We start from the raw sequence: 24,100 nt of genomic DNA on the forward strand, positions 1-24,100 counted from the left end.
ATACGCTTCTACATCCCGGTTTCTATTATAATCGAATGATGGGGGAGGTGATTTTGTAACAATAATTTAACCGTCAGATATTCCATCTTATGTTAAATGAACGTAACTTTGTCGGTTTTGAATAACCAATAAGGTTTTAAAGACGTTAAAGATAAATAACCAATAAATAATGGAAGGTAGAAAAAAATACATAGGTCTCTCCGATAGTGAAGTGAAAGCAAGCAGGCAGAAGCATGGTGCAAATATTCTCACTCCCCCCAAAAAAGAACCTCTTTGGAAACTTTTTTTGAAAAAGTTTGAAGATCCGATCATTCGTATATTGCTTATTGCCGCATTCTTGTCCTTAGGGATTTCTATTATACACAATGAGTATATAGAAACTATCGGTATTTTTTGTGCTATTCTTCTGGCAACAGGTGTCTCTTTTTGGTTCGAAATGGATGCCAACAAAAAGTTTGACGTCCTCAATCAGGTGAACGACGAAGACCAGATTATGGTGATGCGAAACGGAAATGTAAAGCAGGTTGCAAAAAAAGATATTGTAGTTGGTGATATTGTTTTGCTTGAGATAGGCAATGAGGTTCCGGCTGATGGCGAATTGCTCGAAGCTGTATCAATGCAGATAGATGAGTCCTGCCTTACAGGAGAGTTGAGCATAGATAAAACTACAGACCCTGAACATTTCGAAGAAGGAGTTACTTATCCTTCAAACTGGGTGCTTCGAGGAACGAAGGTTATAAATGGGCACGGTGTTTTTGAAGTACATCGTATTGGAGATAATACCGAATTTGGAAAAGTGGCGGTGAAGGCGACCGAAAAAGTTGAAGGCGAAACACCATTGAACCGTCAGTTAGACTCTTTGGCTAAGTTTATCGGTGTTGTTGGTCTTATATTAGCCCTTTTCACATTTTTAGTCCTTGTTCTTAAGGATGTTGTTTTCGATCCTATTGTACCTATGCAAAAAAGACAACTTGCTTTGCTTGCCGGTGCAATGTTGGGGGTAGCAGTGGGCATGACAAAAGTATGGTTGCCTATTATATATGGAGGTCTCGAATTGCTCGGTAAAGACTCTAAACTTCCTAAGTCTGTGAAAGAAGGAGGATGGTTGAGGTGGCTTTTGACAGGAGCATTGGTGACGGTTGCCATTTCATCGATCGGATATATTTTTGGAGTAGATCCGCTGGATAGTAGTTCGTGGATAAATCTGGATACGGCTACAGAGATCTTACAGGCCTTTATGGTGGCGGTTACATTGGTTGTTGTTGCTGTTCCCGAAGGTTTGCCGATGAGCGTTACGCTTAGTCTTGCGCTTAGTATGCGCCGCATGTTGAAGATGAATAATCTTGTGCGCAAAATGCATGCTGTGGAAACAATGGGAGCTACCACTGTTATATGTACAGATAAGACAGGAACATTGACTCAAAACCAAATGCAGGTTGCCAGCACTAATTTCTACGGATTGGAAGATCAGCGATTAACCGACAGCGAGATCAGCCGTCTTGTGATAGGAAATATTTCGGTAAACTCTACTGCATTTTTAGATTTCTCAGACCCTAAGAAAGTGGCGGCTTTAGGAAATCCTACCGAAGGAGCTTTGCTGCTTTGGCTCAACAATAGTAAAATACTATATAGTAATATTCGTAACAAAGAAGCTATCATAGAGCAATTGCCATTCTCTACCGAACGTAAGTTTATGGCAACTTTTGTAGACTCTCCAAAACTCAGAAAGAAAGTTTTGTATGTAAAAGGTGCACCAGAAGTAGTTTTGAGTAAATGTAAGCACGTAATTACTACCGAAGGGCTCGTTCCTGTAAGTGAGTACAAAGAAAAAATTAATAGTCAGCTATTGCAATATCAGAATCAGGCAATGCGGACTCTCGGTTTTGCATATCAGTATCTAGATGATGCAAAAGCGGCTGTGGAAGATTTGATTAAAGGAGAATTAGTATTTCTTGGAATAGCAGGAATTTCCGATCCTGTGCGTTCTGATGTTCCTGAGGCTGTGCAACATTGCTTGAGTGCGGGTGTCGGCGTAAAAATTGTTACAGGCGACACGTATGGTACGGCTAAAGAAATAGGACGTCAGATTGGTATTTGGAAGGATGATGAGGATACCGATCTGAATATTATTGGCGGTGTTGATTTCGAAAAACTCTCAGATGAGGAAGCGCTCAATAGAGTGCAAGGCTTGAAGATAATGTGCCGTGCTCGTCCAACAGACAAGCAACGGCTTGTACATCTCCTGAAACAGAAAGGAGAGATCGTTGCTGTTACTGGTGACGGGACAAACGATGCTCCTGCTCTCAATTATGCGGATGTAGGCTTGTCGATGGGCTCGGGAACATCAGTAGCCAAAGAGGCGAGTGATATAACCCTGCTTGACGATTCGTTCAGCAGTATTGCTACTGCTGTGATGTGGGGGCGTTCGCTCTATAAGAACATACAGCGCTTTATGCTGTTCCAGTTGACTATCAACGTGGCTGCACTTTTGATCGTGTTTTTGGGTTCTGTATTTGGACAACAATTGCCGTTAACCGTAACGCAGATGCTTTGGGTAAACCTGATTATGGATACTTTTGCGGCCGGAGCATTAGCTTCATTACCTCCTGACCCGAATGTGATGAAAACTAAGCCTAGGAAGAACAGTGATTTTATCGTGACGCCTTCCATTGCTAAACATATTCTTTTTACAGGCGTAATGTTTGTTATATTACTTCTCGGAATGATGTATTATTTTTCAGATCCTGTTCACTTGAATTCATTCTTTAGCTATGTTGCCGAAGGAGATAGAGAGCGTTACTTCTTGTCGTATTTCTTTACAGTCTTCGTTCTACTACAATTCTGGAATATGTTTAATGCCAAAGCTTATGCCACAGGCAAATCCGCTTTTGCAGGATTAAATAAAAGCGCAGGCTTTGAGTTAGTAGCTTTAATTATTCTTGTAGGACAGATATTGATCGTTACTTTTGGTGGCGATGTATTTCGTACTATGCCGCTAACCATTCAAGATTGGGGCATTATTATAGGCGGCACATCTGTTGTTCTCTGGATTGGCGAATTGATTAGACTGATAATAAAAAAATGATTTGACAAATAAATATATATTTTCCTGACAATCTTTTCAGGTTATATTAAATAGGCTTATCTAATGTGGAAGTTAGATAAGCCTATTTTAAGATTGAAATAATCTTTTAAGTTAAAAAAGTATTGTTTTTTGAACGTTTGTTGCTAATAATTCGTCAAAAATATGTATATTTGCGCGCAATAAATTTCAAAAGCTCTTTAATATATGTCGTTTATTGCAGATAAAGTTGTAATGGATGGATTGACATTCGATGATGTATTGTTGATCCCCGCTTATTCAGAAGTTCTCCCCCGCGAAGTCGATTTGTCGACAAATTTCTCACGCAATATCAAATTAAATATTCCGTTCGTTTCGGCTGCAATGGATACTGTTACCGAGGCTAAGCTTGCTATCGCAATAGCTCGTGAAGGTGGTATAGGTGTTATACACAAAAACATGTCTATAGAAGCTCAAGCGCAGCAGGTTCGATTTGTTAAACGTGCAGAAAACGGAATGATCTCAAATCCTGTAAGTATTCTTCGAGACAAAACAGTTGGTCATGCTTTGGCAATGATGGCTGAATACAAAATCGGGGGGATTCCTGTTGTGGACACAAACAACCGTTTGGTTGGTATTGTGACCAATCGAGACCTGCGCTTCAGACGTGATATGAATGAGTTGATCGATGATGTGATGACAAAAGAAAATATCATTACAACACGCCAGACTACAGACCTTGAAGCGGCAGCAGATATTCTTCAACAACATAAGATAGAAAAACTACCTGTAGTTGATGCCGATAATAAATTAATCGGACTAATCACATATAAAGATATTACAAAGGCAAAAGATAAACCATTTGCCTGTAAAGACGAAAACGGACGTTTGCGTGTTGCTGCCGGTGTAGGAGTAACCTATGATACTTTAGAGCGTGTTGATGCTCTTGTACAGGCAGGAGTTGACGCAATTGTTATTGATACCGCACACGGACACTCTAGAGGAGTGGTTGAGATGTTGAAAAAAGTAAAAGCTACTTATTCCAACATCGATATTGTTGTGGGTAATATAGCAACAGGCGATGCTGCAAAATATCTGGTTGATGCCGGAGCTGATGCAGTAAAAGTGGGAATCGGTCCGGGTTCAATCTGTACTACACGTGTAGTTGCAGGTATCGGAGTTCCTCAGTTATCGGCTATCTATGATGTTGCTAAAGCGCTCAAAGGAACAAATGTTCCGTTGATTGCGGATGGAGGTTTGCGCTATTCGGGAGATATCGTGAAAGCTCTTGCTGCAGGAGGCTACTCTGTTATGATGGGGTCGTTGCTTGCCGGAGTAGAGGAGTCTCCGGGCGAAACAATTATTTTCAATGGACGTAAGTTTAAGTCATATCGTGGTATGGGATCTTTGGAAGCAATGGAAAAAGGCTCAAAAGACCGTTATTTCCAAGATATGGAAGCTGATATTAAAAAGCTTGTGCCGGAAGGTATTGCTGCCCGCGTTCCTTTCAAAGGATCGTTGTTTGAGGTTGTTTACCAGATGACCGGCGGTCTTCGTGCCGGAATGGGATATTGCGGAGCAAAGAATATTGATGAGCTGCACAATGCTAAGTTTACTCGTATCACGAATGCTGGTGTTGCAGAAAGTCATCCTCACGATGTAGCTATTACAAGTGAAGCTCCAAATTACAGCAGAGGAGAATAAAATTTGATTCGACAAAATTTATTATAATACGAATGGCTACCAATTGGTAGCCATTCGTATTTATTTATATTCTATCATCTTATTCGATGGTATTACTTCTGCTAACTAACCTTTGCTTAGATTAAAAAAACTATTGGTATTCCTTTATTTTAGAATATTTTAAAACATTGTGAGCCTTTATTTCTTGTATCTTTGCTTTTTATACAGTTTTTCAGCTTGATATATGAATAAAAGACGACTTATATTCTTTCTTATCACACTACATGCTACTTTCTATCTGCATGCACAGCAGGTAGACCCTGTCGCTATTAAGATTGACGGAAAACCTGTATTGAAGTCGGAATTGGAGAAAGCTTACAGAGAAAGTAATGCCTCAAGACCTGATGGTGAAAAAGAATCTCTTGCCGACTTTGTTCAATCTTACATAGATTTTAGGTTGAATATTGCAGAAGCTAAAGCTCAGCGAATTGATACAACCGGAAATTATATAAGAGATTTATCTGCGGCAAGAGTAGGCATGTCTCGTAAATATATGCAAGATACGATTTACGAAAATGATTATTTGTTGAAGATATATAATAGGATGCAGCAAAACGTGGAAATAAATCACGTGCTTGTCCCATTCGAAGAAAAAATAATATATCCTGCCGATACAGTCGTTCTATACCAAAAAGCGATAGAGCTGCAACGCAGATTATCTAAAAATGGATTCGCTGCCGAAGGGTATAATAAAGTATTGTTGTCTTCTACTGTTTTGGATTATAATCAACAAAACGGCTATATTGGCTGGGTTGCTCCTTTTATGTTTAATGCTAAAGTAGAGGAGGCGATTTACTATCTTCCTGTTAACGAGGTCAGTATGCCAATAAGATGTTCGGATGGATATCATATTATACAGGTCTTAAATAAACGCCCTGCTGTAGGTTCGCTGGATATCGAGCAAGTATTATTTAATTTTTCCCGTATCCCTGCCGACCTCAATCAAATAGACAGTGTGGGGAAGGTTGCTTGGAGAGAATATCGGAATATGCGTACAGCTTCAGATTATCAATCGTTGTGTGATGAGTTTACTCGTGTAATGCAAATGGGTGAAAAAGGGTGCCATTTTGGAGTTCTAAATTTGGAATCTCGTCTATCTGCAACATTTATAGAAGCAGCATTTAATCTCAAGAAAGAAGGAGATGTGAGCGAGCCTGTACAGTCGGAATATGGATTTCATATTATCCGGCTGCTGAAAAAAATCCCGGTTCCGTCTTATGCTGATATGAAGAGCTCGCTGAAAGCTCGCATACTAGAAAGTGACAAGTCGGAAGAAATGACTATTGAGAAACGGAAAAGAATGTCACAAGAATTAGGTTTTAACTTCAATCGTGTGGCTTATGACAGACTGAATGAAATAGCAAATAAGATATCTCCTAAAGATTCTTCTTTTTTGAAAAATGTTGATAATAATAACGATATTTTATTTTCGTTTGGAGATAAGAAGATATATACTGTTGCTAACTTTGTTGAATATATTCGATTGAGACAAAACTTGATGGATAATAAGCCGACCGATGCTCCTGAAACGGTAGTATACACTGAGGCTATCAATAATTCGTTATCCACAGATGTGTTGAAAGAATATTTTAAAGCATATTATTCACGTTGCCTGACTGATTATTATTACTTATCTCTACCAGATAGAGAACCTGAGTATAAGAACCGATTAGATGAAATTTCAAATGGTCTTTTATCTTTTGGCGTAATGAATAAGAATATATGGGGACGTGCCGCTACCGACAAAAAAGGTTTGTCGGAATATTTCAAGAAAAATAAAAGTAAATATTCCCTTGGCGGAACAAAGTATAGAGGGCTGATTGTTTATGCAAAAGATGAAAAAGCACTAACTGTTGCTACATCATTGTCCAAGAGAGAGAAGAACAGAGATGTTCTTATTGAAAAAATAAGGCATACTCTGAATAAAGATTCTCTGAGGGTACTGATGGAACCCGGAATATGGGCTAAGGGCGAAAACCCGTATGTAGACAATAAGGTCTTTGAGGGAAAAGAAGTAAAAGCAAAAATGGGTTATCCGTACTTTATTGTTTTGGGAGACTTTGTTTCAAAACCAATAGACTATAATGATGTGAGACATGCTGTTGAGTCTGGTTATCAAGCTCAGCTCGAACAACAATGGAAGGCTGATTTACGCAAGAAATACAAAGTGGAGATAAATAATTCTGTATTGAATACAATAAAATGAGAATCTATAATATTATTATAATATCTGCATCAATTTCGATATCTATGCTGTCATGCAGTAAAGGAAGTACTGATGCACCTGATCTGAGCCAAGTTCCTGTAGTTACTGTCGGGGATAAAACCTTGTATATGAATGAGCTCAACAATACGGTTCCTCGCACACTGTCTTCGCAAGATAGTACTGCTGCTGCAGATGCATACATAAAAATGTGGATAAATGATCAGTTGCTGTATGACAAGGCGAAACAAAACATAGTAAATAAAGAGGAGATAGAACGATTGATAGAAAATTATCGGAAAACTCTTATTTCGAATTTATATCAAGAGCAATTGTTGACGGAGCATTTATCAAAATCCCTCTCCGATGCGGAATTGCAATCTTTTTACGAACAGAATAAAGAAAAGTTGAAGCTGAAAGAAAATATAATAAAGGGGCTTTATCTGAAAGTTCCGATTGACTCAAAAGAGCTCAATAATTTTCTGAAGTGGTATAAACAACCGACCGATGCAGCTGTAGAAAATATAGAAAAGAATACATTGAAGAATGCAGTTGGATACGAATATTTCTACAATAGGTGGGTGAGCTTCAACGAGATTATAGATAATATGCCACTATCCGTGGATAACGGGGCAGACTTCTTGAAGATCAACAAGAATATAGAAGCCCGGGATTCTTCATTCGTATATCTTTTGAATGTGAAAGAGTACAGGACTGTGGGAAGTGAGGCTCCTTATGAGTATATAAAAAATCAATTGATGGAAATTTATACAGAACAAAGGAAAAGTGATTACCTCAATAAGGTGCAACAGGACTTGTATAATAAGGCCATTTCGGATAATGAAATTAAGTTTTATAATAAGTAGACTATAACTTCTTTTTTTACGTTAAGAAAAAGTGATACATTATCACTATATTTACGCCACTTTTTAATAAACAGACAAAAATGATGCAAAAGGCAAGAAAATTAATTTTATTAATAATACTATTGGGGTCGGGTATTTTATCCTACGCTCAGAATAATGTTATAGATGAAATAATATGGGTAGTAGGGGATGAAGCTATCCTGAAATCGGATGTGGAAAAAGTTCGCTTGGGGATGTTGTCCCGCGGAGAACGCATCGAGGGAGACCCTTATTGTTTGATTCCGGAGCAACTTGCTGTTCAGAAGCTGTTCCTCGATCAGGCAAAGATAGATAGTATAGAAGTGCCGGCATCAGCAGTTAATAGCCAGCTATCGAGATACGAGAATAATGTTATTGCTAATCTAGGTTCAAAAGAGAAAGCCGAAGAATACCTAGGCTCTACTATGGCACAGCTCAGGGACGAATGGCGCGAACAAATTCGTAATGAATATCTGGTTTCAGAAGTAAAGAAGAGTTTGGTGGGCAAAAAGACGAATCTGACTCCTTCTGAAGTTCGAAAATATTACGCTCAGCTGCCAAAAGATAGTTTGCCTTATATCCCGACAATGGTTGAAGTGCAGATTATTACGAATGAACCTGTGATTCCATTAAAAGATATTGATCAGGTAAAAGACCGACTCAGAGATTATACAAATAGAATAAACTCGGGAACTGCCGACTTCGCTACTTTAGCAATTATGTATTCCGAAGATCCGGGTTCGGCTCCAAATGGTGGCGAACTGGGCTTTATGGGACGTGCCGAGTTATTGCCGGAGTTCTCAAGTGTAGGATTTTCTTTGTCTGATCCTAAAAAAGTATCAAATATTGTAGAGACTGAATACGGCTTCCATATCATTCAATTGATAGAAAGAAGAGGTGATAGGGCTAACTTCCGCCACATACTACTTCGCCCGAAGGTATCGACAGAAGATATGAATAAAGCAAAATTCAGACTAGACTCTATTGCAAATGATATAAGAGCAAACAAGTTTACTTTCGAAGATGCTACAGTCTTATCCTTCGATAAAAATACAAGAAAGAATAACGGTTTGATGGTAAACTACAAAGAGAGTACAAACTATGGTACTCCTCGCTTTACAATGGAAGAACTACCTACCGAAATAGGTAAGATCGTAAACAATATGAAGGTAGGGGATATATCGCCTGCGTTCACAATGAAACAGAATAGTGGTAAAGAAGTTGTTGCCATTATAAAGTTGAAAAGCAAGACTGAAGGACATGTCGCAAATGTTTCTGACGACTATCAGACATTGAAAGCGATTGTAGAAAACAAAAAGCATGAAGAGGTTCTGAAAAAGTGGCTCCAAACAAAAATAAAGAGTACTTATGTAAGAATAGATAAGGATTGGGAAAACTGTGATTTCCAATATCCCGACTGGATTAAAAAAGATCAGGCTAGCAAGTAAATATAACAAGTGTTTAAGAAATTTATTACATACATAACTCAAAGGCATAGAATATCTGCAATCAGTGTTTTATGCCTGATTGCTATTTATGCATCGGCACAAATGATGATTTCTCCACATGTGGATGTGGATATCCTTCAGGTGCCTCAAAAGCCTCAGAGTCAGCAAAAACCTCAACAGGCAAAAGGAAAGCAGAAAGTAATAGACATTGTATTTAGCAAGGAGCTCTTTACCCGAGCGGGTTCAGATGTTAAGATATTGAAAGATAGTGTTATATTCTTTCACGATGGGGCGTATCTGTATTGCGATAGTGCCTACTATGACGAAAAGATGAACTCTTTTAATGCATTTAGTAACGTACGGATGGAACAGGGCGATACCCTATTTCTCTACGGCAACTATATGCATTATGATGGAAATACAAGAGTTGTAATGTTCAGAGAGAATGTACGCCTCGAACATGGTAGTGGAACACTGTTTACCGACAGTTTAAACTATGACCGTATGATGAATATTGGTTATTACTTTGATGGAGGTATGCTCGTCGATTCGTTGAATGAACTTACGTCCTACTGGGGGCAATATGAGCCTGCACTCAAGCTGGCAACATTCAAGGATAGCGTGATTCTTGTGAACAATAAGTTTAAGTTATACTCCGATCGTCTCAAATATAATACGGATACTAAGATTGCAACAATCTATACTCCTACCAAAATTGTTTCCGACAGTGGCATTATTTATTCCAGCAAAGGGTGGTACAATACTGCAACTGAGGAGTCCCTCTTGTTGGATCAATCCACGATTGTAAACAAGCAGGGTAATCGTATATTGAGAGGAGATTCCATCTCGTACCATAAGGCAAAAGGATATGGCGAGGTATTTGGCAATATGTTTTTGCAAGATACGACTAAGAAAGTTATCCTAAGAGGTCATTACGGTTTCTATAATGAATTGACAGACTATGCGCTGGCTACCGATTCGGCTTACTGTATCGAGTATTCGCAAGGCGATACACTATATATCCATGCCGATACTCTTAAGCTGATTGCAATAGTAGATAGCATCAAGCCCACTAATCAGAAGATACAAAAGCATACTAAAGTCGCTGCGGATTCCTTACATAGCGATTCTATAGGTAAGCTTCATTCCGATTCCTTACATACTCAGTCGGTAAATATATCTTCTTCGCTCGAACCTTTGCCGTCTGCATTACCTCCTGCGAAAAAGGAAGAACCTAAAGTGACTACTTACCGAGAGATAAAAGCATATTACGGAGTGCGTTTTTATAGGTCCGACATGCAGGGCGTTTGTGACTCTTTACAGTTCAACTCAAGAGATTCTATACTCCATATGTATAAAGATCCTGTACTGTGGAATACAAACAGGCAGTTGTATGGCGATACGATAGACATTTATATGAATGATAGTACAATCGATCATATGCATGTCAAACGATATAGTTTCTCGATAGAGCAGAAAGACTCGCTACATTACAATCAATTGAAATCGCGTTCTATGAAGCTTTTCTTCCAGAATAAACAGTTGGAAAGAGTATTGGCAGAAGGAAATGTGGAGACAATATCATATCCCGAAGAGAAAAATAAGGAACTGTCAGGTATTCTCAATTGGCTTGAAAGCAGTTATCTACAGATATTCATGAAGGACGGTGCATTCGAGAAGCTTGTCACCTGGCCAAAATCTGTAGGGAAAACAACACCTTTCGACCTGATTACTCCCGAACAATTGCGTTTAACAGACTTCTATTGGTACGATTATTTACGACCTTTAGATAAAGATGATATATTCAGGAAAGTTTCTCGTAAAGCATCAGATGTAAAACCTCAACGGAGTAAAACCTCTGTCTTTAATCGGGAAGAATAACCATAGAATAATAATGAGTGATATAATACATCTTTTACCCGATTCTATAGCCAATCAAATCGCGGCAGGAGAGGTTATTCAACGGCCTTCGTCAGTGGTGAAGGAATTGGTTGAAAATGCCATCGATGCCGGTGCAGACAGTATACAGCTTATCATTAAGGATGCCGGCCGTACACTGATTCAGGTGATAGATAACGGAAAAGGAATGTCGGCAACAGATGCCCGTATGGCCTTTGAACGGCATGCTACATCTAAGATAAGAAAAGCGGATGATTTGTTTGATCTTCACACCATGGGGTTCAGGGGTGAGGCTTTGCCCTCTATTGCCGCTATCTCGCATGTGGAAGTTAAAACGAGAAGGGCTGAAGATGAGCTCGGTACTTTGCTGCAAATAGCAGGGTCGAGAGTCGAAAGTCAGGAGCCTGTGGCTTGTCCCGTAGGGAGTAATTTCTCTGTAAAGAACATATTCTATAATGTTCCTGCCCGTCGTAAATTCTTGAAATCGAACGATACTGAACGTAGAAATATTCTTACCGAACTGGAGCGTATTGTTCTGGTAAATCCTTCTATCGAATTTACTTTTATAGATAATGATGTAGAAGTCTTAAAATTCCCGGCTGGAGGTTTACGGCAGCGTATCGTTAATGTCGTAGGTAAGAACTTCAATCAGCAGCTTATCTCTATTGATATAGATACTTCTCTGGCTAAGATAACCGGCTTTATAGGTAAGCCCGAATCGGCACGAAAAGCCAGAGCCCAGCAGTTCTTTTTTGTGAATAACAGGTATATGCGTCATGCATATTTTAATAAGGCTGTACAGTCTGCATTCGACCCGTTGATTCTGAACGGCGAGTATCCAAACTATTTTATTTATTTTCAAGTTGATCCCTCTACTATCGATGTAAATATACATCCGACAAAGACAGAGATAAAGTTTGAAAATGAACAGCCTATCTGGCAAATTCTTACTGCAGCCATCAAGGAGGCATTGGGTAAGTTTAATGAAGTGCCTACAATCGATTTTGATACCGAAGGAGCTATAGATATACCGATACACGATCCTTCAAAAAATATATCCCAGCCTCGTGTAAATGTAGATCCGTCATATAATCCATTCAAGTCGCCTGCAAGGACAAACTATCAGCGTCCAAAGTTCGATTTGGATCAGTTATACAAAGGATTTGAAAGTGATAAAAATACTGTCGATTTTTCTACAGAGGTTGCCCCCGATGTTGATATTTTTAGTCAGCAACAAACAGGCGATTCTGAAAAGATAGTTCCCGAAATGGTGGTACATTATCAATACAAGAACCGCTATATCCTTACCTCCGTTAAATCGGGGCTAATGCTTATCGATCAGCATCGTGCTCATATTCGTATATTGTTCGATCAGTTTTTATCTCAGATAGAGCATAAAAGAGGTATCTCACAACGTGCACTATTCCCCGAGATTATCGAGCTGTCTCCATCAGAGGCTGCTATGATGCCTTATCTGACAGACGATCTTGAGGCCGTAGGTTTCGATCTGGGTCATTTAGGGAATAATTCTTATGCTATAAATGGTACACCTGCCGAAATAACTAATATAGACTCTGTACAGCTTGTGCACAACATGATAAATAAGAGTATAGAGAGCGGTAGCGATGTAAAAGAGGAAATACGAGAGGCACTAGCACTTTCGATGGCTTATGCTGCATCAATCCCTTATGGGCATACGTTGTCTACAGAGGAGATGAATAAGATTGTCGATCAGCTTTTTGCTTCCTCTGCATATAAACATACTCCTGACGGAAAAACAATTATCTCTATGCTCGAAGATGATGCGATAGAGAAAATGTTCAAGTAAATCTTAAACTATTTATCTATGAGAAAGGCGAAAATTATCTCTCTCATCTTTAGTATCTTTTTTATTTTAGGGCTATGTGCCTACTACTTTTATCCATCAACGACAGTCTCTACCGATAAGGCTAAGGCTACTCGGGAAGAACAGATAGAAGATGGCGATATAATCTTTCAGACTTCACTCTCGGCTCAGAGTGAGGCTATTCAGCAAGCTACAAACTCAAAGTATTCTCACTGTGGCATTATTTATAAGAATAATGGTAGATTCTATGTCTATGAGGCTGCTGAAACTGTAAAGCTGACTCCTTTAGATGAGTGGGTAGCAAAGGGAAAGGATGGTCATTATGTAATCAAACGGCTAAGGATTGCAAATCAGATATTAACCTTTAACACGCTGAAGAAAATGAAAGAGGAGGGGGCTAAACTCTTAGGAAAAAGTTATGACTCTGCATTTGACTGGTCGGACGAAAAAATATACTGTTCTGAACTTGTCTGGAAAATTTATAAGCGAGGCGCAGAAGTTGAAGTTGGCAAGCTCCAGTACTTAAGAGACTTTGATTTGACAGGGGAAGAAGTCCAACAGAAACTAAAAGAACGTTACGGAGATAAAATACCGAAAGATGAGGTTGTAATTTCCCCCGCATCTATTTTTAATAGTAGTATGTTAGAGACGGTTATTTCTCATACTCTATAAGATACAAAAAGCAGAATATTCGAATATTCTGCCTTTTGTATTTATAATAAAATTATACCAGTGTTATTTATTCAACAGCTTTTTTACTGTTTCAGAAATAGCTTTTCCGGCAGCAATACCTGCAAGAGCTTTTGTGGCTACCCCCATCACTTTACCCATATCAGCAGGAGATGAAGCTCCTACCTGAGCTATAATTTCGGTGATTCTTGCATCCAGTTCTTCTTGTGATAATTGCTTTGGCAGATATGCTTCTATAACAGCAATCTGTGCTAATTCATCTCCCGCCAGATCTTCACGACCCTGATTTTTGTATATATCTGCGCTGTCTTTACGTTGCTTCACCATCTTTTGCAAGATAAGAGTTGCTGCTTCGTCAGATAATTCATCATTAGCTCCTTTCGCTGTTTTTGCTTCAAGAAATTCTTTTTTTATTCCTCGCAACGCCTCTAGTCTTATTTTGTCCTTTGCGCGCATTGCGTCTTTGATATCTTCGCTTACTTTATCAAATAAGTTCATTGTTGTATTTTTATTATGATTTAGTCATTAAAAAGGCCACCTTGTTTCTTCATTTCCGGTTTGTATTCGCTTGGGTTGAATTTCTCATCACGTTTGAATACCGGAGTATTTTCCAAAGCGTCAATAATCTTATCATTATCCAATTCATCTGTAGATAGGATAATTGGCTTTTGGCCGAAAAACGAGGAACGGACAGCTACAGTTTGCACGCCATCTTTTCCGTAATGTTTTTCAATCATTTCGTTGATGCGGCGTTTTTCTTCTTCTTCCTGCCTGATTCTTTCTTCCTCTTCTTCCTCATCAATTTCGATAAGATCACTTTCCATGCCCGGGATGCTCGACATACCGAATCCTGTGGCCAGCAAAGTTATTTTTACCTGCTTGCCTAGATTTTTATCTATAGCAGTACCCCAAATAACTTCTATCTCTGGGCCAAAGCGCTTCATAAAGTTGGCAACAGCTTCCATCTCTTCTACTATGAGCGGTTCTTCTTCGCTCGAATAGATATTAAATAGAATCTTCTTGGCATCAAATACATCATTGTTATTCAATAATGGAGAGTGAAGCGCATTTACAATTGCATCTTCCACACGATTTTCTCCTTCGCCTCGTCCGCTACTCATAATGGCTACACCGCCATCTTTCAAGATGGTTTTCACATCGGCAAAGTCCAGATTTATATGTCCGTGTACTGTGATTATCTCCGCGATACCTTTAGCTGCTATTGTCAGCGTATCGTCAGCTTTTGCAAAAGCATTGGGGATAGTCAGGTCGGCATAGATATCAATCAGTCTCTCATTGTTGATCACAAGCAGTGCATCAACGTTGCGTGCTATATTTTCTACACCTTTCAGTGCTTGTATAATCTTTTTACGGCCTTCGAATACAAATGGTATGGTAACGATACCAACTGTAAGTATTCCCATATCTTTAGCAATACGGGCTACTACAGGGGCTGCTCCTGTTCCGGTACCACCTCCCATTCCGGCAGTGATAAATACCATTTTGGTTCCGTCTCCCAATAGTTTTTCCAAATCTTCACGGCTCTCTTCTGCCGCTGCTTTTGCAACCTCGGGGCGGTTTCCTGCTCCAAGTCCTTCCGTGGTTTTTCTTCCCAGTTGGACTCGTGTTTCTACCGGAGATTCGCACAATGCTTGATTATCGGTATTGCACAATGCAAACGATACATCATGTATACCTTCATTAAACATGTGATTTACGGCGTTACCACCACCACCACCTACACCTATAACCTTTATGATTGTCTGAGTTTTTCTTGGGAATTGAAAATCCAGTATTTTTTCATCCATATCTTAGCGTATTTGTTTTGTTATAACTTAAGGGATTTACTTCGATTATTCTTCATCGTTGAATACTGTTCCTCCAAAGTTTTGTACTTTTTCGAAGAACCTAAAGAGCGATGTTTGCCCTTTGTTTTTATCTTTCTTTCCCTTTTTAGGCTTAGGAGCTTCTTCCTCATCCTCTTCTTCCTCAATTTCGGGAGCAGGTGGAGTAGGAGTTGTTTGTTGAACCGGTACAGGTTCCGGTCTGAAAGCTTCCTTCCTTTCGCAATTCTCATTTGCAAAAAGCAGTAAGCTAAGAGCCTGTGTATATACCGGATTTTGCAATAATTCGGCTGCATTATTAATATATACACGTTTTGGTGTTGCCCGCTTTACCGGAAGTTGTGCTTTGTCTGCAAAGTATTCTTCCAGCCCTGTAATTTGCGATGCTCCACCTATTATAATAATTCCGGCATCCAGTTTATCTCCAAATCCTGACTCTTTTATCTGATGAATCACGTTCAAGATAATCTCGTCCTGACGTAGTTGTATCACTTTGTTCAACTCTCTGAGGTCTATATCGGCTGAAGTATCACTGGTTGGTCTTGCTTTTTCTTTACCTAATTTTGCATAACGTATTTTATATGTTTCGGCAGATTCGAATACAAAGCCTAATCCCTGAATATCTTTCGTAATCGTACGTCCTCCGAACGGAATAACTGCCATATAGCGAAGCAATCCACCCTTGTATATGGATAATGTAGTGGTGCCTGCGCCAAAATCGACCAGAGCACATCCAGCTTGTCTGTCTTGTTCTTCCAGAACGAGAGCACCTGCGGCTACAGGCCCTACAATAAATCCGGCAATATCAATCTGAGCCTTCTCTGTACTTTTTGCAAGATTGCTCTTTATATTAGGGCGTCCGATAACCAAACGATAATGACCTTCAATTACAGAAGCAACCTTATCAATCGGGTCTTCTTCGTATTGTCCGTCAAGGTAGTATTCAGGAGCAAGTACGCTATAGTTGGCAAAGAAATCAGGTTTGTTCAGCTTAGCTTGCTGTTCCATTCCGTCGAGTATGGCAAATGTAATAGGAGTGTTGCCATCGAGCAATTTAGTCTCTTTGTGTTCTATTGCCCGAAGTGATTTTCCGGCAACAGAAACATAAGCTTTTCCTATTTTCTTCCCTGTCTTGTTTTCTAACAGGTGAATAAGTCCTTTGATTTTGCCGGCGGCATCATCTATATTATATATTGTCCCATATTTTACACATGAATCGGCAGGTATACATTCCGATGCCAAGATGGAAATAACGCCTTGTTCATTCTTACGTCCCAGTACACCAACAATTTTTGATGTGCCAAGGTCAATACCTACAATAAATCCTGATTGTTCCATATATCTTCTTCTCCTTTACAGTCCAATTCGAAAGAATTGTCCAGATCTTGTTCTTTATTCAACGTTTTGTACAAACAACTTGTTTGTTAAACTTCAGATTTATGACTGAATATTTATTCCACCCGGTCTCGTTAAGCCCGTTTTGATAAAAGGTGAGCAATTTGGCAAGCTTCTCTTTACATCCGTCCACACTGCCTAGTATGACCTGATGATCACCGACACGGGGTATTAATTTAATATCCTGGTTAGGTAGTACGACTATTTGTTCAATTTGTGCATTCCAAAACTCATCATTATGCAAAAATAATGCAAATTTATATAAGTCGGTCTTTGCAAACTCTTCTTTTATTGCTCCTGTTGCTATAGGGAGGTATGCCGTAGAGCGATTAGAAAGAGGCATTTTATTGCCCGTATTATCTATATAATAGTTTCCTCCGAGGCTGCTTATAACACGCAGAATCGGCTTCCGCTCTTCAATTACGGCTTTTACGGCTCTATTGTTTGTAACAAATACGTTGGCTTCTTTTATCAGCTGATTGGCCATTATGGCCTCCTCTATCTTGTTTGTATTAATGTTTTTTAATTGTTTGCCTGTAGGGTCAAGTCCTTTATCTTTGATATAACTTACAATATCTTTTGTTTCGATAAACTTATTGCCTTCGGCGCTATTTTTTATTTCTACTTCAAAACTTGTACAAAAGTCATCCTGCGGCTTTTTTTCGAAATAAAAAGCCGAGAAAATAAGATAGCCTGCAAGAAGGCATATTCCTCCGATGACTAATATTTTTTTTATCATTTCTCTTTTAAAACGTCTTTTATTGCTTCCAACAATTGATCGATATCTCCTGCTCCGACTGTTAATAGAACCTCAATATTATTTTTATTTTCCAATAAAGTTAATAATTCTTGCTTGTTACACAATGTTTTAGGACAGGTAACCTTGTCGAAAATTATTTTTGATGTCACACCTTCTATCGGTTTTTCCCTTGCAGGATATATATCCAGTAAAATGAGTTCGTCAAGCAAAGAAAGACTCTTTGCAAACTCATCGGCAAAATCTTTTGTCCGACTATAGAGGTGAGGCTGAAAAACTCCTGTAACCTTGCGGTCAGGATATAACTCCTTAACAGAAGTAATGCTTGCAGCTAGTTCCTGAGGGTGGTGCGCATAGTCGTCTATCATCACGATCTTATCTGTTTTAAGGATAAAATCGAAACGACGTTTTGCTCCCTGAAATGTGAGCATTGCATGTCTCAGTTCGTCAGGTGTAGCACCATTGAGCCATGCCAGAGCCATTGCTCCGATGCTATTCTCTATATTTATTCTTACAGGAACGCCAAGTTGTATGTTGTCTATTACTTCCTTTGGAGTAACAAAGTCGAAGCGAATTTCACCGTTGCCTATTTTTATGTTCTTTGCATGGAAATCGCCTTTATCTTCAGAGTAGGTATATACCTTAACTCCTTCTCCAACTTTGGGTGAAAGTTTTATATTGTGTTTCATCACCAACGCTCCTCCTTGTTGAATGAGGGTGGTGAATTTCTCAAAGCTTTTGAGATACTCTTCTTCCGTTCCGTAGATATCCAAATGATCTGGGTCTACAGAGGTAATAAGAGCCATATACGGATGCAGCCAGTGGAAAGAGCGGTCATACTCATCAGCTTCGATAACGGTAAACTCACTCTTGTCTGAAAGCATCAGATTGCTGCTATAATTTTTTAGTATACCGCCTAAGAAAGCATTACAATCGAGGTGCGATTGTTTAAGGATGTGAGCCAGCATACTTGATGTTGTTGTCTTTCCGTGTGTTCCTGCACAACAGAGTGCTTTGCTCGATTTGGTGATAGTTCCTAAAACCTGAGCACGCTTCTGGATAGTAAAATTCTGCTCGTGGAAATATATAACCTCTTCGTTCTCGGATGGAACAGCCGGCGTATAAACCACTAATGTCGTATCCTTGTCTTTGCAGTATTCCGGTATCAGGCTTACACTATCCGAATAGTGAATTTCTGCGCCTTCTTTTACCAGCTCTTTTGTCAATGGTGTTTCGGTACGATCATACCCTGCTACCTTTTTACCTTTCGACATAAAATAGCGAGCCAGATTGCTCATCCCGATACCACCGATTCCGATGAAATATACTGCTTTTATATTATTCATGTTTTATTTTCACTTTATTAGTCCTATTGCTTCATCTACAATCCGGTTTGCCGAATCATGTTGCGCCAATTTTAAAATATTTTCTGACAGAGTTTTTAATTTATCCTTATCCTTTATTGTCTCCAAAGCTGTTTTAACCAGCAAATCGTTCGCTTCAATATCCTTTATGAGGATAGCGGCATCTTTGTTTACCAGAGCCATTGCATTTTTGGTTTGATGATCTTCCGATACATTTGGAGAAGGAACAAGAATAACCGGTTTGCCCAACAAGCATAGTTCGGAGATAGAGCTTGCACCTGCTCTTGAGATGACCAAATCGGCTGCTTTATATGCTAAATCCATTCGGGAAATGAATTCATGGATATGAATATTCTGTGGATTCCCTTTCGATGCCAGATCCATATTCAGTTCGAAAAAGTATAGTTTTCCACATTGCCAAATGATTTGTATGTCTGACTCTGACAAAGCTTCTATTCCGCTAAAGATACTTTTGTTTATTGTTCTCGAACCAAGGCTGCCACCTACAACCAGAATCGTTTTTTTATTCGGGTTGAGGTTAAACTCTGTATAGGCATCTTCTTTCGTTATATTCGATGATAATAATTCTTCACGACAAGGGTTGCCGGTCATCACTATTTTATCTTTCGGAAAGAATCTTTCCATATTTTCGTAGGCAACACAGATACTGGAAGCCTTCTTGCCTAAGAACTTGTTTGTAATTCCGGCATACGAATTTTGCTCTTGAATGAGGGTCGGGATACCTAGTTTACTTGCCTTATACAACGTTGGGCCACTGGCATATCCTCCCACGCCAATCACGATATCAGGCTTAAATTCTTTTATGATTTTGCTAGCCCGATTGAGGCTTTTCTGAAATTTCCAGATTGTAGAAAATATCTTGATCGGATTTTTTCTGCTAATCCCGACTACATTTAACCCTTCTATTTTGTATCCTGCGTTTGGAACTTTTTCCATTTCCATGCGTCCTTCGGCTCCCACAAAAAGTATTTCGGAGTCAGCGTAACGTTTTTTGATGGTGTTAGCAATAGCTATTGCCGGAAATATATGACCTCCTGTTCCACCTCCGCTAATAATAACTCTCAGATTTTTCATTGTTCTTCTGTATCTTTTACATAGGGTTCAAAATCTATATTGGCAATGCTTTCGTCCACATCTTCATGATCTGAATCATTGAGTCGGGATGAGCATGCCAGAATAATGCCAAAATAGGCACATGTGATAATGGTAGACGTTCCACCCCGGCTTACCAGAGGCAGAGGTTGTCCTGTAACAGGAATCAAATTGACGGCTACGGCCATATTAGCCAAAGCCTGTATTGTGAGTATAAGTGCAGATCCGAGTATAAGATACCTCGGGAACTTCTTTTCGCATTTTGAAGCCAGAACGCCACACCTGAACATCAGAGCTACATATAAAAGCAAGACGAATAGCCCCCCAAGCAGTCCGGTTTCTTCAAGGATGATGGCAAAGATAAAGTCGGAATAGGCTTGTGGAAGAAAGTCTCGTTCAACGCCGCTTCCCGGCAAGCCGATTATACCGCCGTTAGCTATAGCTATCTTGGCATGCGATACCTGGTAATTGTCGTCAGTTATTTTATAGGCAATAGTTCCGTCGGCGTTCCTCATCTCTTTATCTTCTTCCGAGTGCCTTTCTATACGGTTTTTCCATGTAGCCAGACGTCCCGGTAAATACTCTTTTGCAAAAGAATCGGGTAGGAGCGTAAGGCTGCCTAGCAAAATAGCTACAGCAGCAAGCCCAACAAAAGCAATCAATCCTAACTTCCTGAGGCTGACCTGTCCGATAAACATAAGCATAAAGCAGACGCCAAAAAGGAGACATGCCGTAGATAAGTTTTCGGGTGCAATAAGTAAGCATAAGGCTCCAATACCAATAATAAGGGTTTTGAATATCCAACCTTCATTGTCAGGCTTCATCTTACTTAAAAAGAAGGAGACAAATCCGATTGCCGAAATTTTAGCAAACTCGGAAGGTTGTATCGTAAATGCTCCGATACCCAGCCAGCGTTGTGCCCCATTTACATCTTGCCCCATAAACATGGTGACAACAAGGAGAACAGCAGATAGCGGTATTCCCAATAGTAATACTGAGAAATATTTGCTGGGAACTCTCTGCAAAAACATCACGAGGGCAAAACCAATAAGCAGGAATGCCGCATGTCGCAGAATCGGTGCCCAGTGGCTATGTTGACGGTAGGCAATTGTGCTTGTAGCACTAAATACTTCAAGCAAAGAGATAATACACAGTGCGATAAATATACACCATATAACTTTATCTCCTTTGAATGCCCGCCCTAAAAAATTGAATTCCATTTTTGATTACAGTTTTCTGACGTATTCTTTAAACTGATCACCTCTATCCTCATAATTCTGGAAGAGGTCGAAACTGGCGCAGCAAGGCGATAGTAAAACCGTATCTCCTTCTTGAGCCAATGCGTAAGATTTTTCTACTGCATCCTTCATTGATGAGGTATCTACAATATTGTCTATTTTACCATCAAAGAATTTATGCAGCTTACTGTTGTCAACTCCGAGGAAAACCAAAGCGCGAACTTTATCTTTAACCAATTGTTCGATCTCTCTATAGTCATTCCCCTTATCTGTTCCTCCTAAAATAAGGACAACCTTCGTTTTCATGCTTTGTAAAGCATACCAGCACGAATTAACATTAGTCGCCTTGGAGTCGTTTATAAACTGTATACCTCTCACTTTGGCCACTTTTTCAAGGCGATGTTCTACTCCCTGAAAATCACTAAGCGAGTGGCGCAGGTTCTCATCTGTTATATCCAGCAACTTTGCCGTGATACCTGATGCAAGCGAGTTATACAGATTATGTGTTCCTTCGAGTGCTAGTAAATCTTCTTTCATAATGAAAACCGATTTAGGAGTATCTATTTTTATTTCATTGTTTTCGGGGTATGCAATAGCATTACCCACTTTGTGGTCGGCAAATGTATATTGTTTGCCTTTCGATACCAGCTTTTGTATTTCTTTGCTTACAATCGGGTCTTCTTCCCAAAATATAAAAGCATCTTCTTCCGTTTGGTTTTGTACAATACGCATTTTGGCATCAACATACTTTTGCATATCATGATCGTATCTGTCGAGATGATCGGGGGTGATATTTAAAAGAATGGCGATATCTGCCTTAAACGAGTACATGTTTTCCAGCTGGAAACTACTTAATTCCAATACATAATAATCAAAATTATCTTCTGCTACCTGACGGGCAAAACTTCTTCCGATGTTTCCTCCAAGACCTACATTTAGTCCTGCCGATTTCAGTATATGGTAGATGAGGCTGGTAGTAGTTGTCTTCCCATTACTGCCTGTAATACAGATCATTTTTGCGGAAGTGTAGCGTTTGGCAAATTCCATCTCCGATAGGATAGGAATTCCCTTATCTGCTGCTTTGTGAACAAGAGGTGCATAATTAGGAATACCCGGGCTTTTTATGATCTCGGTTGCAGCCAGTATGAGGTCTTCTGTATGTCCTTTTTCCTCGTAAGGTATGCCATACTGATCGAGTTCGGCTTTGTACTGGTCTTTTAACGACCCGCTGTCAGACAAAAAAACATCAAATCCTTTTGCTTGTGCCAGTATAGCCGAGCCTACGCCGCTCTCTCCTCCTCCTAATATGATAATCTTGTTCATCATTTATTTTTATCGCATTTTTAATGTTGCCAATGTAAGTACTGCCAGAATAATTCCAATAATCCAAAAACGGACTACAATCTTCGACTCGGGTATAGGCCCTATTGGTTTTTGAAATAAGGCTTGTATTCCCGAATTTCCTGCTTTCTGAAAATGATGGTGCAAAGGAGTCATTTTGAAAACACGTCTGCCTTCTCCGTATTTTTTCTTTGTGAATTTGAAGAATGCCACTTGCATCATTACCGAAATACTCTCTACAAAGAATATTCCACAGAGAATAGGGAGTAGCAATTCTTTGTGAATTACAACTGCAAAAACGCCGATAATTCCCCCTAATGTCAGACTACCCGTATCTCCCATGAAAACCTGTGCAGGGAAGGCGTTATACCAAAGGAAACCAATCGTAGCTCCGATAAATGCAGCGGCAAATATCACGAGCTCCTGACTCCCGGGTATAAACATAATATTAAGGTAAGACGCAAACTCCATGTGCCCGGAAACATACGCGAGTATCCCGAGTGTTACCCCGATAATGGCAGAGCTTCCGGCTGCTAACCCATCCAGTCCGTCGGTAAGGTTGGCACCATTGGAGACGGCAGTTACAATAAAAATAACGATGAACACAAACAGTATCCATGCTGCCGGTTCGGCATATTCTCCCATAAAGCCAACAAGATCCTCGTAGTCGAGGTTGTTATTTTTCATAAATGGGATTGTTGTCTGAGTGGATTTTACTCCTTCAGCTACATAACTTACACGCTCTATTACATTGTCCTGATTACGGTATTCTATATTCTCGCGGATGATTATATCGGGACTCAGGTATATTGTCAGACCCACTATCAATCCCAGTCCGACCTGTGCCACTATTTTAAATTTACCTTGTAACCCTTCTTTATCTTTTTTGAAAACTTTTATATAGTCGTCCAGAAAGCCCAGTGCACCAAGCCATATTGTTGTGATCAACATGAGAATGATATATACATTGTCTATTCGGGCAAAAAGTAGTACAGGTGTTAGTATTGCTATAATAATGATAACACCGCCCATGGTAGGGGTTCCTTTTTTACTTAGTTGTCCTTCAAGACCAAGATTACGGACTGTTTCACCTATTTGCAGCTTTTGCAATTTGTCGATGATCCGTCTTCCTATAATCGTAGAAATCAGCAAGGAGAATATTACAGCCATGGCTGCCCTGAATGAGACATAGCGAAACATCCCTGCTCCCGGGAAATCTAATTTGTCTAAGTAATCGAATAAATAATATAGCATCTTGTCTTTCTTATTTTTCT

General features: G+C 39.5%; 17 protein-coding genes. 8 read left to right on the plus strand and 9 right to left on the minus strand.

Annotated features, from left to right (window positions below; genetic code table 11):
- Window positions 1-169 precede the first annotated feature (169 nt).
- The 8 genes from E4T88_RS14685 to E4T88_RS14720 all read left to right on the plus strand — a co-directional run bounded on the left by E4T88_RS14685 (window position 170) and on the right by E4T88_RS14720 (window position 13,756).
- Window positions 170-3,085 carry a calcium-translocating P-type ATPase, PMCA-type gene (locus E4T88_RS14685; protein ID WP_135106726.1) on the plus strand — a complete coding sequence of 972 codons (2,916 nt, stop codon included), beginning with the start codon at window positions 170-172 and terminating at the stop codon, window positions 3,083-3,085.
- A 204-nt stretch (window positions 3,086-3,289) separates the two neighbouring features.
- Window positions 3,290-4,765, plus strand: coding sequence for an IMP dehydrogenase (gene guaB / locus E4T88_RS14690; RefSeq protein ID WP_135106728.1), 1,476 nt, complete (start codon window positions 3,290-3,292; stop codon window positions 4,763-4,765).
- Between the two features lie 223 nt (window positions 4,766-4,988).
- Window positions 4,989-7,010, plus strand: coding sequence for a peptidylprolyl isomerase (locus E4T88_RS14695; protein WP_135106730.1), 2,022 nt, complete (start codon window positions 4,989-4,991; stop codon window positions 7,008-7,010).
- Entirely contained in the window at window positions 7,007-7,873 is an 867-nt protein-coding gene (locus E4T88_RS14700; RefSeq protein ID WP_135106732.1) for a peptidylprolyl isomerase, read from the plus strand. The genes E4T88_RS14695 and E4T88_RS14700 overlap by 4 nt, the downstream gene beginning before the upstream one ends.
- 80 nt (window positions 7,874-7,953) lie before the next feature.
- Entirely contained in the window at window positions 7,954-9,339 is a 1,386-nt protein-coding gene (locus E4T88_RS14705; protein ID WP_185146749.1) for a peptidylprolyl isomerase, read from the plus strand.
- A gap of 105 nt (window positions 9,340-9,444) precedes the next feature.
- Window positions 9,445-11,220, plus strand: coding sequence for an OstA-like protein (locus E4T88_RS14710; protein WP_135106906.1), 1,776 nt, complete (start codon window positions 9,445-9,447; stop codon window positions 11,218-11,220).
- 13 nt (window positions 11,221-11,233) lie between these two features.
- Window positions 11,234-13,066, plus strand: coding sequence for a DNA mismatch repair endonuclease MutL (gene mutL / locus E4T88_RS14715; protein ID WP_135106734.1), 1,833 nt, complete (start codon window positions 11,234-11,236; stop codon window positions 13,064-13,066).
- Between the two features lie 18 nt (window positions 13,067-13,084).
- A complete protein-coding gene (locus E4T88_RS14720; protein ID WP_135106736.1) occupies window positions 13,085-13,756 on the plus strand; it encodes a YiiX family permuted papain-like enzyme in 672 nt (223 codons plus the stop codon).
- 63 nt (window positions 13,757-13,819) lie between these two features.
- Here E4T88_RS14720 and E4T88_RS14725 read toward each other — a convergent pair whose 3' ends face one another.
- From E4T88_RS14725 to mraY, 9 genes are read right to left on the minus strand one after another with little or no spacing between them, the layout of a single operon-like run.
- Entirely contained in the window at window positions 13,820-14,272 is a 453-nt protein-coding gene (locus E4T88_RS14725) for a GatB/YqeY domain-containing protein (protein ID WP_135106738.1), read from the minus strand.
- Between the two features lie 20 nt (window positions 14,273-14,292).
- Window positions 14,293-15,582, minus strand: a complete 1,290-nt coding sequence (gene ftsZ / locus E4T88_RS14730; RefSeq protein ID WP_135106740.1) for a cell division protein FtsZ — start codon at window positions 15,580-15,582, stop codon at window positions 14,293-14,295.
- Window positions 15,583-15,627: 45 nt separating this feature from the next.
- Window positions 15,628-16,956: a cell division protein FtsA gene (gene ftsA, locus E4T88_RS14735; RefSeq protein WP_135106742.1), complete on the minus strand. Its 1,329-nt coding sequence runs from the start codon at window positions 16,954-16,956 to the stop codon at window positions 15,628-15,630.
- A 58-nt stretch (window positions 16,957-17,014) separates the two neighbouring features.
- Entirely contained in the window at window positions 17,015-17,752 is a 738-nt protein-coding gene (locus E4T88_RS14740) for a cell division protein FtsQ/DivIB (RefSeq protein WP_006841461.1), read from the minus strand.
- Window positions 17,749-19,116 (minus strand): UDP-N-acetylmuramate--L-alanine ligase, encoded by a 1,368-nt coding sequence (gene murC / locus E4T88_RS14745; protein ID WP_135106744.1) that lies wholly within the window; start codon window positions 19,114-19,116, stop codon window positions 17,749-17,751. Before murC ends, E4T88_RS14740 begins: the two co-directional genes overlap by 4 nt.
- 9 nt (window positions 19,117-19,125) lie before the next feature.
- A complete protein-coding gene (gene murG / locus E4T88_RS14750) occupies window positions 19,126-20,229 on the minus strand; it encodes an undecaprenyldiphospho-muramoylpentapeptide beta-N-acetylglucosaminyltransferase (RefSeq protein ID WP_135106746.1) in 1,104 nt (367 codons plus the stop codon).
- Window positions 20,226-21,467 (minus strand): FtsW/RodA/SpoVE family cell cycle protein, encoded by a 1,242-nt coding sequence (locus tag E4T88_RS14755; RefSeq protein WP_135106748.1) that lies wholly within the window; start codon window positions 21,465-21,467, stop codon window positions 20,226-20,228. The genes murG and E4T88_RS14755 overlap by 4 nt, the downstream gene beginning before the upstream one ends.
- A gap of 6 nt (window positions 21,468-21,473) precedes the next feature.
- A complete protein-coding gene (murD, locus tag E4T88_RS14760) occupies window positions 21,474-22,811 on the minus strand; it encodes a UDP-N-acetylmuramoyl-L-alanine--D-glutamate ligase (protein WP_185146750.1) in 1,338 nt (445 codons plus the stop codon).
- A gap of 6 nt (window positions 22,812-22,817) precedes the next feature.
- Window positions 22,818-24,080: a phospho-N-acetylmuramoyl-pentapeptide-transferase gene (gene mraY, locus E4T88_RS14765; RefSeq protein ID WP_135106750.1), complete on the minus strand. Its 1,263-nt coding sequence runs from the start codon at window positions 24,078-24,080 to the stop codon at window positions 22,818-22,820.
- Between the last annotated feature and the right edge of the window lie 20 nt (window positions 24,081-24,100).

Source organism: Dysgonomonas mossii, from assembly GCF_004569505.1.
Taxonomy (GTDB): Bacteria; Bacteroidota; Bacteroidia; order Bacteroidales; family Dysgonomonadaceae; genus Dysgonomonas.